Origin of the sequence: Vibrio nigripulchritudo, from assembly GCF_027924785.1 — a bacterium.
GTDB lineage: Bacteria > Pseudomonadota > Gammaproteobacteria > Enterobacterales > Vibrionaceae > Vibrio > Vibrio nigripulchritudo.
The window spans coordinates 784,197-799,641 of sequence record NZ_AP027049.1 but is presented as its reverse complement, the minus strand read 5'-3'; the positions used below and the strand labels follow the sequence as shown (position 1 = coordinate 799,641).

Here is a 15,445-nt window from a genome sequence, read left to right as displayed (position 1 = left end):
AAACAAGCAGCGACGTCATGTCGCTGTTTTTGTTAATGACAATGCCTCACCTCGAATCTCAGCACATTATTCTGGCTCAGATGTAAAATCCATGTCGCTTATGTGTAGTTAGATTGGTTAAAGACGTTTATAATCCGTTTACTAAATCGCTCGTACTCCAAAGGAATTCTCACATTGCTCGATGTCCAGGACCAGTTAGTTGTTAAAAAACTAGGTCGACAAGATTACCTACCCGTTTGGCAATCCATGCATGATTTCACCGACAACCGTGATGAAGATACGGTTGACGAAGTCTGGCTGGTTGAGCACAACCCGGTATTCACTCAAGGACAAGCAGGTAAAACCGAACACCTTTTGAATACAGGCGATATTCCAGTCGTTCAAAGCGATCGCGGAGGGCAAGTGACCTATCATGGTCCGGGTCAAATCGTGGCGTATTTCCTTTTGAACCTGAGAAGGCGTAAGCTGGGTGTACGAGATCTGGTCACTCATATTGAAAATTTAGTTATCAATACGCTTTCCCGTTATGGAATCGACTCCTCAGCCAAGCCGGATGCTCCGGGCGTTTACGTAGAAGACAGGAAAATTTGCTCGTTAGGGCTTAGGATCCGCAAAGGGTGCTCTTTTCATGGGCTAGCCTTAAACGTAAACATGGACCTTACCCCATTTCTTCGTATTAACCCATGTGGTTACCAGGGAATGGAGATGGTGCAGTTAAACGATTTTAATAGAAACACTGAAGTAAGCAGCGTCGAAGATACGCTGGTCGAAGAGCTTGTCACGCTTCTGGGCTACAAGCACGTAGAAATAATTACAGAAAGCAAATCATCATGAGCAAACCAATCCAGATGGAAAAAGGCGTTAAGTATCGCGACGCCGACAAAATGGCACTAATTCCGGTCAAGAATATGCCCGTGGAACAGAAGGAAGTGTTGCGCAAGCCGGAATGGATGAAAATCAAACTGCCTGCTGATAGCCAACGTATTCAGGACATCAAGGCAGCAATGCGTAAGAACAATCTTCACTCGGTATGTGAAGAAGCGTCTTGCCCAAACCTGGCAGAGTGTTTTAACCACGGTACGGCAACCTTCATGATTCTGGGTGCTATCTGTACTCGCCGTTGTCCTTTCTGTGACGTAGCCCATGGTCGTCCTGTTACTCCGGATGCGAATGAACCTCAGCATCTTGCGCAAACGATTAAGGACATGAAACTGAAATACGTGGTTATCACGTCAGTAGACCGAGACGATCTTCGTGATGGTGGTGCTCAGCACTTTGCAGACTGTAACCGCGAGATTCGCGCAATGAATCCGCACATCCGAATTGAGACGCTGGTTCCAGACTTCCGTGGTCGTATGGATACCGCTCTAGAACTGCTAAAAGACAATCCACCAGATGTGTTCAACCACAACCTGGAAACTGCACCTCGCCTGTATCGTAAGGTACGTCCGGGGGCGAACTACAAGTGGTCTTTGGATCTGCTTCGCAAATTTAAAGAACAGCATCCTGATGTGCCAACCAAATCCGGTTTAATGATGGGTCTTGGCGAAACCAAAGAAGAGATTGTCGAAGTATTGAAAGACCTTCGCGCTCATGGCGTCACCATGCTGACACTTGGTCAGTACCTAGCTCCAAGCCGTCACCACCTGGCGGTAGAGCGTTACGTTCCGCCTTCTGAATTTGATGAACTGAAAGACATCGCTCTGGACCTTGGCTTTACACATGCCGCTTGCGGACCGTTTGTTCGTTCTTCCTACCATGCAGATCTTCAGGCAAAAGGTGTGGAAGTAAAATAGAGCTTAAGCTTCTATTATTACTACTGTTTTTATAATGTGCCCCGGTTTAATAAAACCGGGGCGTTTTTTATACCAGAATTTTACTCACCTTAGGCTTTGCGCTAAGATGCGTACATACTTAATTTCTGCTGAGTATTGACGAAACACGTAAAGGGATCTTTTTACATTACAATGCTTTCGACTTATAGTTCAGCATCAAACTTACATCAACCAGTTGGAAACTACAGATGAAATTATTTGCAGCAGCAGGTCTAATGGCACTTACGCTGGTAGGTTGTGGTTCAGCACCTACTCAACAAGATAACTACATGGACGCGTCTTTCGAACTATGTAATACCGAAGTTAAAGTCTACTCAGTGAGTGACGACGGTCGTGTTCGTATCGTATGTGCTGATGGTTCTAAATTCGCTCTTCGTTCAGAAGCCACATTAGAGACCATGCGTAACATCAATGCTGACTACTGTAGTGGTGAAGGTCTGTCGAAATTTAACGAAAGCCAGCGTTACTACCAATTCCGTTGTAAGTCTGGTGAAACCATCAGCATCAACAAATAAGTCACTGGCTTATTTCAGATACAAAAAAACGACAGCCAAGGCTGTCGTTTTTTCATTCTATTAATTCTTAACTGGTCAGGTCATCAAAGAACTTCTTAACACCGTTGAAGAAACCTTCAGATTTCGGCTTATGCTTATTTGCCGCTTCTCCACCACAGGTTTCTTCAAATTCACGCAATAGCTCTTTCTGGCGAGAACTTAGCTTAACCGGTGTTTCTACAACCAGCTTAACAATCAAGTCACCGATACCGCCGCCGCGAACCCCTTTCACACCTTTGCCACGCATACGGAACATACGACCCGTTTGTGTTTCTTCTGGCACTTTCAGGTTTACACGACCATCAAGAGTTGGAACTTCAACTTCACCACCTAATGCAGCCATTGCAAAGCTAACTGGTACTTCACAGTATAGGTTGTTGCCATCACGCTCAAAGATGTTGTGCTCACGAACGTGTACCTGAACGTACAAGTCACCGGCTGGAGCCCCCATTTCACCCGCTTCACCTTCACCTGAAAGACGAATGCGATCACCAGTATCTACACCAGCAGGGATCTTAACATTGAGTGTTTTCGTTTTTTGCTTGCGACCTTGTCCATGACATTCAACACAAGGATCTTTAATGATTTTGCCTGTTCCATGACAGGTTGGACACGTTTGCTGAACCGCAAAGAAACCCTGACGCATCTGAACTTGACCGTGACCATGACAGGTTCCACATGTCTGAGGCTTAGTTCCTCGTTTAGCACCAGAGCCATCACACGTATCACATTCAACCAATGTCGGAACTTCAATCTCTTTCTCAACACCGCGAACCGCTTCTTCTAGCGACAGCTCCATGTTGTAACGTAAATCCGCACCACGCTGTGCACGTGCCTGACCGCCACCACGGCGACCGCCGCCAAAGATATCACCAAATACATCACCGAAAATGTCACCAAAATCAGCGCCGCCTCCACCGAAGCCACCGCCTCCGCCCATACCACCTTGTTCAAAGGCTGCATGACCGTACTGGTCGTATGCGGCTTTCTTTTGAGGGTCGAGCAGAATTTCGTACGCTTCTTTTACTTCTTTAAACTTTTCGGCAGCAGATTCATCACCCTGGTTACGGTCTGGGTGAAACTTCATTGCAAGGCGCTTATACGCCTTCTTAATATCACGTTCTGATGCATCACGGCCGACGCCTAATACTTCGTAAAAATCACGTTTTGACATGTTCTTCGTCACCAATTTATTACTGCAAACGGAGAGTTCCGCTTGGTGTTTGTATCAATCTAGATAAGAAGGCTGAACCAAAGGTTATGAGAAAAGCATATGTATGAATAGCACAACTGGCTAGTCTTGCGGGACACCTAGGTTTACAGTCTCTTTATCTGGATTGATTCCTCGTTTACAAATTTGCGGGCGTAAGAGATACCTCGAACGCCCGCAGCATAGAAGATTTTCAATACTGAGTCACTGATTATCTGTTGAGCTCAGCGACTCAGGCAGAGAAATTATTTCTTCTCGTCTTTAACTTCTTCGAACTCAGCGTCTACCACATCGTCATCTTGCTGAGGTTGTTCGCCTGCTTCAGCACCGCCTTGTGCAGCTTGTGCTTTCTGCTGTGCAATTTCCATCAGCTTTTGAGATGCTGCCATCAGAGCCTGAACTTTCGCGTCGATGGCTTCTTTGTCTTCGCCTTTCTTCGCTTCTTCCAGCTCTTTGATTGCTGCTTCGATTTTCTCTTTCTCGTCAGCTGGTAGTGCATCACCTGCTTCTTCTACCTGCTTCTGAGTACCGTGAATCATTTGGTCAGCTTGGTTACGTGCAGATGCTAACTCTTCGAACTTCTTGTCCGCTTCTTTGTTTGCTTCTGCTTCTTGTACCATTTTCTCGATTTCGTCGTCGCTCAGACCGCCAGATGCCTGGATAGTGATCTTCTGCTCTTTACCCGTCGACTTGTCTTTCGCAGATACGTGAAGAATACCATCCGCATCAAGGTCGAAAGTTACTTCGATTTGTGGCATGCCACGTGGTGCAGGCTGGATGCCTTCTAGGTTGAATTGACCTAGAGATTTGTTATGCATCGCTTGCTTACGCTCACCTTGAAGAACGTGGATAGTTACTGCGTTCTGGTTGTCTTCTGCTGTAGAGAATACTTGGTTCGCTTTTGTTGGAACCGTTGTGTTCTTCTCAACTAGAGCAGTCATTACACCGCCCATTGTTTCGATACCCAGAGACAGAGGTGTAACGTCCAGAAGCAGTACGTCTTTCACGTCACCCGCTAGTACACCACCTTGAACCGCAGCACCCATTGCTACTGCTTCATCAGGGTTTACGTCTTTACGAGCTTCTTTACCGAAGAATTCAGCCACTTTAGCCTGAACCATTGGCATACGAGTCTGACCACCAACAAGAATTACGTCTGTAATTTCGCTTACTGATAGATCTGAGTCTGCAAGAGCAACTTTTAGAGGCTCTAGAGAACGTTGTACCAGGTCTTCAACCAGTGCTTCCAGCTTCGCACGCGTTACTTTAACGTTCATGTGCTTAGGACCAGTTGCGTCAGCTGTTACGTAAGGTAGGTTTACGTCAGTTTGCTGTGCAGAAGACAGTTCGATTTTCGCTTTCTCTGCAGCTTCTTTAACACGCTGCATTGCTAGAGGGTCAGTCTTAAGATCGATGCCCTGCTCTTTCTTGAACTCGTCAACCAAGTAGTTGATTAGACGGTTATCAAAGTCTTCACCACCGAGGTGAGTATCACCGTTAGTTGCTAGTACTTCGAAAGTCTGCTCGCCATCAACATTGTCGATTTCGATGATAGAGATATCGAATGTACCACCACCAAGGTCGTATACAGCGATTGTGCGGTCACCTTCTTGCTTGTCCAGACCGTAAGCCAGAGCAGCAGCAGTTGGTTCGTTGATGATACGCTTAACATCAAGACCAGCGATACGACCAGCATCTTTAGTTGCCTGGCGCTGTGCGTCGTTGAAGTATGCAGGAACAGTAACAACAGCACCTGTTACTTCTTCACCCAGGAAGTCTTCTGCAGTCTTCTTCATCTTTTTAAGAACTTCAGCAGAAACCTGAGGAGCTGCCATTTTTTGACCTTTCGCTTCTACCCAAGCATCGCCGTTGTCAGCCTTAATGATTTTGTAAGGCATGATTTCGATGTCGCGCTGAACTTCTTCGTCTTCAAAACGACGACCGATCAAACGCTTGATTGCAAATAGCGTATTTTCAGGGTTTGTAACTGCTTGACGTTTTGCAGGTTGACCTACCAGCGTTTCACCGTCTGTGTATGCGATTACCGATGCTGTTGTACGCTCACCTTCAGCATTTTCAATAACACGTGGCTTGTCGCCGTCCAGTACAGAAACACAAGAGTTAGTAGTACCTAAGTCAATACCAATGATTTTACCCATCAGGCTATCTCCGATTAAATCAATTATCTTTTTGCTATATCCCCTTTAAGTGGGGATGAGGAATGGGGATTCAACCCCTACTCACAAAATATGTGTGCAAATCACTTTGCTTCGTCTATGCCCAATAGATAAGGGCATGGAATACCTTTTCAAGGGGACTCGATAAAAAAAGTTACGTTTTTTTTCGATTCAAGCTGAACCCTTGTTATTGCTAACAAAAACGGAGCCCTGAGGCTCCGCTAATTCTATGAGATTTACGTCGTATTTAGCTCACCTGAGCGGGTTCCGATTTCTCTTCTACACCAATTTCATTTTCTGACTTAGCAACAATCGTATTTACAGCGGTATCGCCCACTACGTTTGAAGACGTACAGAACATATCATTGATACGGTCAACAGCAGCAATAATAGCCAAACCTTCAGGTGGAAGACCCAGTTGGTGAAGCAACACGCCTACCATTACCACGCCGCCACCAGGAACACCACCCGCGCCAATAGAAAGAAGAAGGATTGTCAGACCGAGAGTAAAGATATCGGCTGAATTGATTGGCTGACCGAAAGCGTTCGCCACAAAGATAGTAGCCAGCGCAATGTAAATAGACACACCAGACATGTTCATGGTTGCGCCCAGCGGAACTCCAAAGCCTGCAACCGACTTGGATACATCCAGTTTTTCAGTCAGAGTACGCATGGTGACAGGAATCGTCGCGTTCGAGCTTGCTGTCGATAGTGAGAACAAAACCTGCTCACGTGTCGCACGCATGAACTGTTTCGGAGAAATGCCTGTCGCCAGACCCACCACGGTTGGGTAGAAGAAGAAGATCCAAAACACCAGCATTGCGACAACCAGCGCAACATAACCCGCCACAGAGGCAAGAGTATTGGCATCCAGTGTCGCACCAAGCTGAATCATAAGTGCAAATACACCATATGGCGCCAGGCTCATCACCAGCCCTACCAGCTTCATCATGATTTCATTCGCCATCTTGAAGGTACGAATCGCAGGACCACCACGTGAATCCAGAGCCTGAATCGCCAGACCAGTCAAAATCGCCATAAAGATGATTTGTAGCATGTCGCCATTCGCAAACGCCTGAACAGGGTTACTTGGGACAATATTTACGACCAGAGAGAAAATGTCTGGGGTATCGGTTGTGGTCAGAGCGATGGTTTCTGACACTGTACCCGCGAGGTTTGCACCAGCACCAGGCTGAACAATCATACCAATGGTAAGCGCCGCAGTAATCGCGATGATGGTATTGAAAATGTAAAGGGCAAAAGTTTTACCACCAAGACGACCAAATGCGGTGATGTCTTTCAGTTCTACGATACCGCAAACAATCGATACGTATACCAATGGCACAACCAATAACTTGATCAGTGAAACGAACATTCCACCAGCGCCTTCTGCGGCACCGAGAACGTAGGTATCCATGATGGCAATGCCATTAAACAGGTACTGAATTGCAGTACCAATCATCAGACCAGCAAAGAGGCCTATAAAAATTTTTGTTGAAAGCGATTTATTCATCGTTTCACTCCAGTTGTTTATGCTTGCATATAATGTTTTGATAGTTATTTACTGCATCAATTGAGGCAGAGGGCAGGAATAATACACACTGAATTTACAAATAAAAGGCACTATTAACAAAAATATCACAATGAACTTCACAAAATTTAATCCAATATTTTCCACCTTCCTTGAAACAAAAATCTAAAAACAAACAGGGTCAGTAAGTTAAGTCATTTACTGCTCAGGAAACAAACATCCTAGTTTTCATTAAAAATAAAGTCATTTAACCTTACGGATAGCATGCTTAAAAGATGAAATTCTAAAAAGCGAAAAACTAGGAATCTGCTTCAGTCGGCACAAAAAAACGCAGCCATCAAAGCTGCGTTTTTATATTCCACTGTTACCACATGAGGAAGCGCTAAAGGTGCGCTTCAACAAGCATACAGTCTAGTGAGTAGTGAAGAAATTAAGCGTAAACAGGTAGACGCTTACAGATCTCAAGCACTTTTGCTTTCGTTGCTTCGATCACTGCTTCATCACCCATGTTGTCAAGGATGTCACACATCCAGCCAGCCAGGTTCTTCGCATCTTCTTCAGTGAAGCCACGACGAGTGATAGAAGGCGTACCTACACGGATACCAGATGTAACAAACGGGCTGCGAGGATCGTTTGGTACAGAGTTCTTGTTTACCGTGATGTTAGCGGCACCCAGTGCTGCATCTGCGTCTTTACCTGTGATGTCTTTGTCGATGAGATCAACTAGGAACAGGTGGTTTTCTGTAGAGCCAGAAACGATGTTGTAACCACGCTCCAGGAATTCCGCAACCATTGCTTTTGCGTTAGCAACAACACGTTGTTGGTATTCTTTGAACTCAGGTTCCAGAGCTTCTTTGAATGCTACCGCTTTACCAGCGATAACGTGCATCAGAGGACCACCCTGACCGCCTGGGAATACTGCTGAGTTTAGCTTCTTGTAGAAATCTTCGCCCGCACTAGACAGGATCAGACCGCCACGTGGACCAGCCAGAGTTTTGTGCGTTGTTGTCGTTACGATGTGTGCGTGTGGCACTGGGTTCGGGTATACGCCAGCCGCAATAAGACCCGCAACGTGCGCCATATCTACGAAGAAGTAAGCACCTACTTTGTCCGCGATTTCACGCATGCGCGCCCAATCACAAACCTGAGAGTAAGCAGAGAAACCACCGATGATCATCTTAGGCTTGTGCTCTACAGCCAAAGCTTCCATTTCGTCGTAGTTGATCTGACCCGCTTCGTCGATACCGTAAGGAATAACGTTGTAGTGCTTACCAGAGAAGTTTACAGGAGAACCGTGAGTCAGGTGACCACCGTGTGCAAGGCTCATACCCAGAACTGTGTCGCCTGGATTTAGAAGCGCCATATATACTGCGCTGTTTGCCTGAGAACCAGAGTGTGGCTGAACGTTCGCGTATTCTGCGCCGAACAACTCACAAGCGCGGTCAATGGCCAAAGCTTCTACCTTGTCTACGTACTCACAACCGCCGTAGTAACGCTTGCCTGGGTAGCCTTCAGCGTACTTGTTTGTAAGCTGAGAACCTTGAGCTTCCATTACACGTGGGCTGGTGTAGTTTTCTGAAGCGATAAGCTCAATGTGCTCTTCCTGGCGAAGAGTTTCTTCTTGGATAGCTGCGAACAAGTCCGCATCGTAATCAGCGATATTCATATCACGCTTTAGCATCTGTATCTCCTGACTCAGATTGACTGAAAGTTTCAAAAAAACCACACAACGACCAAAAGCAAACGTTTTCGTCACCGTATTTGATGGGGTGCATTCTACATAATTTGATCTGCGTCATAAAGTGACTTTTGCAACTTTCTTTATGTAGATTCTTCATGATCCATGTGAGCCCGCATCATAGTGGTGGCACATATGATTGAGCTTTACGATATTACTGTCAACTTAAAGGTTTACACCATGTAAATCTAAGGTTACATAAGTTACATACCAAATTAGTAACCAAGCTATCGAAAACAACAGTTTTTCACTAGTATTCGCATCAATTTCGGTAAGTTAACATTCAAATTGATGGAAAAACACACACGCAAAGAAGATTGGATAGCCATTCTCACGGGCACATTTTTGGTCGCTCAGGGCGTATTCTTCTTACAAAACGCAGCCTTACTGACAGGTGGAACCACTGGCCTGGCATTGTTAGTCAGCCAATTAGTGCCTGTTAGCTTCGGTATGCTGTATTTTGGTTCAAATATTCCATTCTATATACTGGCCTGGAAGCGTTTTGGATTATCTTTCGCGATAACCAGTACCATTTCGGGTGCACTTGTCGCCATTTTTGCCGACAACCTACAGTGGCTGATTCAGATTGACCACATTAATCCCATCTACTGCGCTATCTCGGGTGGACTGTTAATGGGGTTAGGAATGCTGATTTTGTTCAGACATCACACCAGTCTGGGGGGCTTCAATGTGCTTTGCCTGTTCATTCAGGACAAAACAGGTTTTTCCGTGGGTAAAAGCCAGATGATCATCGACTGCGCTATCCTTATCGCTTCTTTCTTCTTTGTTTCTCTGGAAGTCATTGGCTTGTCTATTTTAGGTGCAGTCGCACTGAACTTAGTGCTTGCCATGAATCACAAGCCGACTCGATACAGCGTGAGCAAACGTTCAATGCAATCTTAAAACGAGAAGCCAGGCATAACGACCCGGCTTCTTATTACTTGTATCTGCTGCGCTAGTGCTCAACCAAAATTGTCCTTGTCTCATAAGGTCTAAGCGGCTGAGATAAAGGCTGTTCTACGTGCCCCTCATAGTTACCAAGAATAACTCTGGCGTTATCTATGTTTACTTCGAATGGCAAATCAAATTCAACGTTTTCACCATAGTAGTTATTAAGGCTAATCAAAGTCTGACTCGCGTTACTTCTAGAATAGGCAAATATCGACGGGTGAGTTGGTATCAGGTCTTTGTAATCCCCATCCGTTATCACCGGTATCGCTTTTCTTAGTTTTATCAAAGACTGATAGAAGTAAAAAACTGAGTTCTTGTCTTCAAAAGCCGCGACAGCGTTAATCTCGGTATAGTTGCTGGCAACATCTATCCACGGGGTCCCCTGAGTAAATCCAGCGTGTGAAGTGGCATCCCATTGCATTGGCGTTCGCGAATTATCTCGGGATTTACTCGCCAGAATCTTCATCATTTTATCGTGCTCTACACCCTGCTGATTCACCATAATGTCGTACATATTGGTACTTTCGACATCGCGATATTGCCCAAGCGAATCAAAATGAGGATTGGTCATGCCAATCTCTTCCCCTTGATAGATGTATGGCGTGCCCTGCATAAAATGAACAGAGGCAGCCAGCATTTTGGCTGACTCAACTCGAAACTCAGAGTCGTTCCCCAACCGGCTCACTATACGCGGCTGATCGTGGTTACACCAAAACAGAGCTCCCCACCCTTTTCCATTTAGCCCTTGTTGCCAGTGATTAAAAATGGATTTGAGTTGCAGAAAGTCGAGTGGCGCCAGGCTCCATTTCTCACCATTGGGGTAATCCACTTTAAGATGATGAAAGTTGAAGACCATGGAGAGCTCTTTGCCATCTAAAGACGAGTACTGCTGACAATGATCCAGCGTTGTGGACGACATTTCCCCCACGGTTACGCTGTCGTATTTCTGAAATACCGATTCACTGATTTCCTGTAAATACTCATGCACGCGAGGTCCATCAGTATAAAAGCGGCGACCATCTCCCTCCTCATCCGACGGAAAATCCTGCTGCTTCGAAATCAGGTTAATCACGTCAAGTCGGAACCCATCGACCCCTTTTTCAGCCCAAAAGCTGATCACCGACTTCACTTCTTCCCTTACTTTCGGATTCTCCCAATTCAAATCTGCCTGCTCTTTGGCAAACAGGTGAAGATAATACTGTCCTGTAGCTTCGTCCATCTCCCAGGCTGAACCACCAAACTTGGATTGCCAGTTGTTTGGCACACTTTCATTTACCGGATCACGCCAGATGTAGTAATCACGGTATGGGCTATTTTTGTCGCCTAGCGCGGACTGAAACCAGTGATGCTCAGTTGAGGTATGGTTGACCACAATATCCATAATAATCCGGATACCTTTGTCATGCGCTTCTTCCAAAAGCTGGTCAAAGTCCGCCATAGTGCCGAAATCAGGATTGATCGCATAGTAGTCCGAAATGTCGTAACCATTGTCTACCATGGGAGAAGCATAAACAGGCGTCAGCCAAATGGCATCAATACCCAGCGCTTTCAAATACCCTAACTTTGAAATGATTCCCTGAATATCACCCGTGCCAGAACTTCCGCTGTCACAAAAACTTTTTGGATAGATTTGGTAAACCGACGCTTTGCGCCACCAATCTTTATGAATTGTCATTGCTTTGATCTCAGAGTAAAGCGCAGGCAGCCGACAAGGGGGAGAAAGCAGGCTGCCTGCATAATGTTAAGCGGCTGCAGCAACCAGCTCGCCTTTTTGTTGGGCACGCTTGTAGAAGAACAGCGTCAGCATGGCTGGAACGAAGATAGCCACCAGCATAGCCACACCAAAAATGGTCCAGTATTGAGGTTGAATAGAAAGAATGCCCGGCAGACCACCGACACCAATTCCGTTTGCCATCACCCCTGCGCTGCCACAGATAGCCGCGGCAATTGCAGACCCAGCCATTGCACTGAGCATTGGGAACTTATACTTCAGGTTGATACCGTACATTGCAGGTTCAGTCACACCCAGATAAGCAGAGATTGCCGCAGGTACGGAGATGTCTCGCTCACCTTCTTTTCGGCTAATAAGAATGATACCTACAACCGCCGATGCCTGAGCAATGTTAGAAAGCGCAATCAAAGGCCAGATAGGCGTACCACCTAATTCCTGCATCAGTTGAAGATCTACTGCGTTGGTCGTGTGGTGCACACCAGTAATCACCAATGGAGCGTAAAGGAAACCGAAGATGGTTGCGCCAACAATGGCGAAGTCACCTGTCATCGCAGCTTTAGCAGCAAATGCCACACCATCGCCCAGCATACGACCAAACGGTCCGATCAACGAGTGAGCCAAAATCACAGAAAGCAGGATGGATACAAATGGCACCACCACCAGATATAAGTATCCTGGTACGATGCGTTTCAGGTTCGTTTCAATAAAGGCGAGCGCCATACCCGCTAACATCGCAGGAATCACCTGAGCCTGATAGCCTACCTTCTCAATCACAAACAAACCGAAATCCCACACTTCCGGCACTTCTTTACCAATCAGATAAGCGTTCATTAACTGAGGAGATACCAACGTGACACCCAAGGTGATACCCAGAATAGGTGTACCACCGAGCTTTCGAACTGTTGACCAGCAGACCCCTACTGGCAGGAAGAAGAAGATCGCCTCGCCAATAAGCCATAGGAAAGAGTGTACCGTTGCCCAGAACTGGCTGATTTGGGTTAATGTCTGGCCGTCGAACATTTTGATGTCGCCGATGACATTGCGGAAACCAAGAATCAAACCACCTGTAATAATGGCAGGCAAAAGAGGAACAAAAATTTCTGCCAGGTGGGAAATTCCGCGCTCAAGAATATTCATATTCTGGCGCGCAGCCAGTTTAGCTTCGTCTTTACTTGCACTGCTCTTGCCAGACAGCTCAAGTAGGATCTTGTAAACCTCGTCGACTTCGTTACCAATCACGACCTGAAATTGCCCGGCATTGGTAAAACAGCCTCGGACGATAGAGATCGACTCTAAACCTTTAACATCCGCTGCCTCAGTATCATTTAGTACAAAGCGTAAGCGCGTCAGACAATGACTTACACTGGCAATATTGTCGCTTCCTCCTACGAGTTCGAGGATTTTAGCGACGTCTTGCTTCGCTACTTTACTCATAACTGTTCATCCTATTTGTATTCACGTTCTGTTATATTTTTGGGACCGTTCCCATTTATTATTATTTATATTGCCATCAGTAATGTTAGATAAAAATGGGAACAGTCCCACAAATTGAACATGATCACATTTAAAATGTAGTGGAATCCATAAAGACCTTCACTACACATTTAAATACTACATAAGATTCAATAGGTTAACCTGGCAGGCTTGGAGAGAGCGTAATGTGATTTACATCCGGCTCATTCTGAAGTTGATCAATGAGTAAGCTGGCAGCTTGGTTGCCCGCTTCCACATATCCGGGATCAATGCTCAATGTATTGGGGAACAGGAAAGAAAGGAGTGGATTGCCACCAACACCAAATACCGTCACATCACCTCGCCCCAGTTCCTGAAGTCGTTTATTGACGCCCAGAGCAATGGAATCGCTGGCGCAAACAATGGCGTCCGTTTCTGGTTTTAGGACATCATCCACCAGCCGGTATCCACTTTCATGGTTGAGTTCACCAGAGCGGTAATTCGGCTTAATGGCATGTGATTCGCACCAGGACAGGTAAGCCTGAGTACGCATTAAACCCGTTGTAACATCGCTGTCGTCTACACCGATGAATGCAATATTGGAATTGTTGGATTCTCTCAGCTGGTTTAACGCCATTTCAATCACGGCTTGATTATCGTAGTTTACCGAAGAGATTTCCGTTGAATCTGCCGCAATCACAACCGCGCGGTGTCCCCAGTTTTCCAGTGCATACATGTCACAGCCGGAGAAACCAAACACAATCACCCCATCCACATTTCGACGTTTAAGCACCGACAGATGTTCATTCGTTTTGTCGCAGTCAAACTGACTTTCCATGATCACCACATCGTAGCCTTCTGCATACAAAGCTTTTAATAGTGCGCTAACCACGAGATTTTCAGAAGGTGAATCCAGACGAGAAATAATCACACCAATCACTTTCTGGCTTCCACCCCGCATAGACTGGGCAGATTTAGAAGGAACGTAACCAGAGTCCGCTATGATCTGCTCTACTTTCTTCCGGGTATCGGGTTTAACTTTCGGATCTTTAGTCAAGACACGTGATACGGTCGATTTGCCAACACCTGCAAGGCGGGCAATATCCAGAATAGTGAGCTTCTTACTCATAGACGTTCATTTATGTTGAGGAGTTAGTGAAAGAATAGTGCCGAAAACTGTGGGTAAATTGCAACTTTCCCACATCAAAGGGTGATGAGAGAATTAAAACAACGTCTTCTGTGAAGACAGAGAAGTCTTATTCGGGTTCATCTGAGTGCACATCTGCAATGGGGAATCGGGCATCGACAAGCTGGCTTCACTTCCTTTGGTCCAGAACACCAGACCGAGATAGCGATTTTCGTACTTCTCACCAGATGCGCTAGGAACACGAGTCATCAGGAAACGTTCGTTATCCAACTCGATCTGCAATTCATACTCATTTATTGGATGCGACCAAAGCTCTAACTGATCACCGCAAACATAAGTATTGGGGGTTGCAACTTGATTGCTGCACCCGACCAGTAATACGAAAAGAGAAATGCTCCAGAACTTTAATGTCATGGCTTAACGGCTTTTCAGAAATTCAGGGACATCTTTAATGCTATCCAGCACCGTGGTCGCCAACGCTTCGCCTTTTTCCGTGATGGGTTTGCCGGTCCGAACCAGAATTCGGGTTGCAACTTCTGCGGCTTCCGCGGCCATCATATCTTCCGCTTTATCGCCCACCATAACCGATTTTTCCATGTCGATTTTCAGAAAGTCACGGGCCGAAATAAGCATACCCGGCTTGGGTTTGCGGCAATCACTGTCTTTCTTGTACTTACCGATACCGTGTTCTTCGTGATAAGGGCTGTAGTAGAAACCATCGAACTCGACACCGTTATCAACAAAGTTCCAATCCATCCACTGAGTCAACGACAGGAAGCGATCTTCAGTAAATAAGCCTCGGGCAATACCGGACTGATTGGTCACCAATACCAGCAGATACCCCATGTCTTTTAACGCTTTTGTGGCTTCAAAGACACCATCAATAAACTCGAAGTCATGTTCATCATGGACGTACCCATGGTCTACGTTTATCACGCCATCGCGATCCAGAAATACGGCAGGTTTAGCCAAAATCGATTCCTCAACAATCCTTCCGAGAGCACAGATAACTGGCTATCGAGTTCAATAAGCGCAAATTATTACATGCTTTATACCTGTTCGCACTATTCAATTACTTTTTAGACTCAATAGAGGAATAAACGGTGCAATTTGCCGCC

General features: G+C 45.9%; 13 protein-coding genes. 4 read left to right on the top strand and 9 right to left on the bottom strand.

What is annotated here, in order from left to right:
• The first annotated feature begins 174 nt into the window (after positions 1-174).
• From lipB to QMG91_RS03825, 3 genes are all read left to right on the top strand, one after another.
• Positions 175-834 carry a lipoyl(octanoyl) transferase LipB gene (gene lipB, locus QMG91_RS03835; RefSeq protein ID WP_281829006.1) on the top strand — a complete coding sequence of 220 codons (660 nt, stop codon included), beginning with the start codon at positions 175-177 and terminating at the stop codon, positions 832-834.
• Positions 831-1,796: a lipoyl synthase gene (gene lipA / locus QMG91_RS03830; RefSeq protein WP_022551423.1), complete on the top strand. Its 966-nt coding sequence runs from the start codon at positions 831-833 to the stop codon at positions 1,794-1,796. Before lipB ends, lipA begins: the two co-directional genes overlap by 4 nt.
• Positions 1,797-2,023: 227 nt before the next feature.
• Entirely contained in the window at positions 2,024-2,350 is a 327-nt protein-coding gene (locus QMG91_RS03825) for a hypothetical protein (RefSeq protein WP_004400827.1), read from the top strand.
• 67 nt (positions 2,351-2,417) lie between these two features.
• Here QMG91_RS03825 and dnaJ read toward each other — a convergent pair whose 3' ends face one another.
• The 4 genes from dnaJ to glyA form a co-directional block, all read right to left on the bottom strand.
• Positions 2,418-3,563 (bottom strand): molecular chaperone DnaJ, encoded by a 1,146-nt coding sequence (gene dnaJ, locus QMG91_RS03820; protein ID WP_004400825.1) that lies wholly within the window; start codon positions 3,561-3,563, stop codon positions 2,418-2,420.
• A 281-nt stretch (positions 3,564-3,844) separates the two neighbouring features.
• The gene (gene dnaK / locus QMG91_RS03815; RefSeq protein WP_281829003.1) at positions 3,845-5,758 is read right to left on the bottom strand and encodes a molecular chaperone DnaK; all 1,914 of its coding nucleotides are present in this window, start codon (positions 5,756-5,758) and stop codon (positions 3,845-3,847) included.
• A 265-nt stretch (positions 5,759-6,023) separates the two neighbouring features.
• Positions 6,024-7,289: a dicarboxylate/amino acid:cation symporter gene (locus tag QMG91_RS03810; RefSeq protein WP_281829002.1), complete on the bottom strand. Its 1,266-nt coding sequence runs from the start codon at positions 7,287-7,289 to the stop codon at positions 6,024-6,026.
• A gap of 448 nt (positions 7,290-7,737) precedes the next feature.
• Positions 7,738-8,988, bottom strand: coding sequence for a serine hydroxymethyltransferase (glyA, locus tag QMG91_RS03805; protein ID WP_004400820.1), 1,251 nt, complete (start codon positions 8,986-8,988; stop codon positions 7,738-7,740).
• A gap of 348 nt (positions 8,989-9,336) precedes the next feature.
• Between glyA and QMG91_RS03800 the strand changes: the two genes are divergently transcribed.
• Positions 9,337-9,948, top strand: coding sequence for a YitT family protein (locus tag QMG91_RS03800; protein WP_004400819.1), 612 nt, complete (start codon positions 9,337-9,339; stop codon positions 9,946-9,948).
• 52 nt (positions 9,949-10,000) lie between these two features.
• Here the strand turns inward: QMG91_RS03800 and treC are convergent, their stop codons facing one another.
• The 5 genes from treC to gmhB all read right to left on the bottom strand — a co-directional run bounded on the left by treC (position 10,001) and on the right by gmhB (position 15,299).
• A complete protein-coding gene (gene treC, locus QMG91_RS03795) occupies positions 10,001-11,671 on the bottom strand; it encodes an alpha,alpha-phosphotrehalase (protein ID WP_281828999.1) in 1,671 nt (556 codons plus the stop codon).
• Between the two features lie 66 nt (positions 11,672-11,737).
• Positions 11,738-13,162 carry a PTS trehalose transporter subunit IIBC gene (treB, locus tag QMG91_RS03790; RefSeq protein WP_004400815.1) on the bottom strand — a complete coding sequence of 475 codons (1,425 nt, stop codon included), beginning with the start codon at positions 13,160-13,162 and terminating at the stop codon, positions 11,738-11,740.
• 196 nt (positions 13,163-13,358) lie between these two features.
• Entirely contained in the window at positions 13,359-14,309 is a 951-nt protein-coding gene (gene treR, locus QMG91_RS03785) for a trehalose operon repressor TreR (RefSeq protein ID WP_281828998.1), read from the bottom strand.
• Positions 14,310-14,402: 93 nt separating this feature from the next.
• Complete coding sequence (locus QMG91_RS03780) at positions 14,403-14,741, bottom strand: MliC family protein (protein ID WP_281828996.1); 339 nt, start codon at positions 14,739-14,741, stop codon at positions 14,403-14,405.
• 3 nt (positions 14,742-14,744) lie between these two features.
• A complete protein-coding gene (gene gmhB / locus QMG91_RS03775; RefSeq protein WP_004400812.1) occupies positions 14,745-15,299 on the bottom strand; it encodes a D-glycero-beta-D-manno-heptose 1,7-bisphosphate 7-phosphatase in 555 nt (184 codons plus the stop codon).
• Positions 15,300-15,445 lie beyond the last annotated feature (146 nt).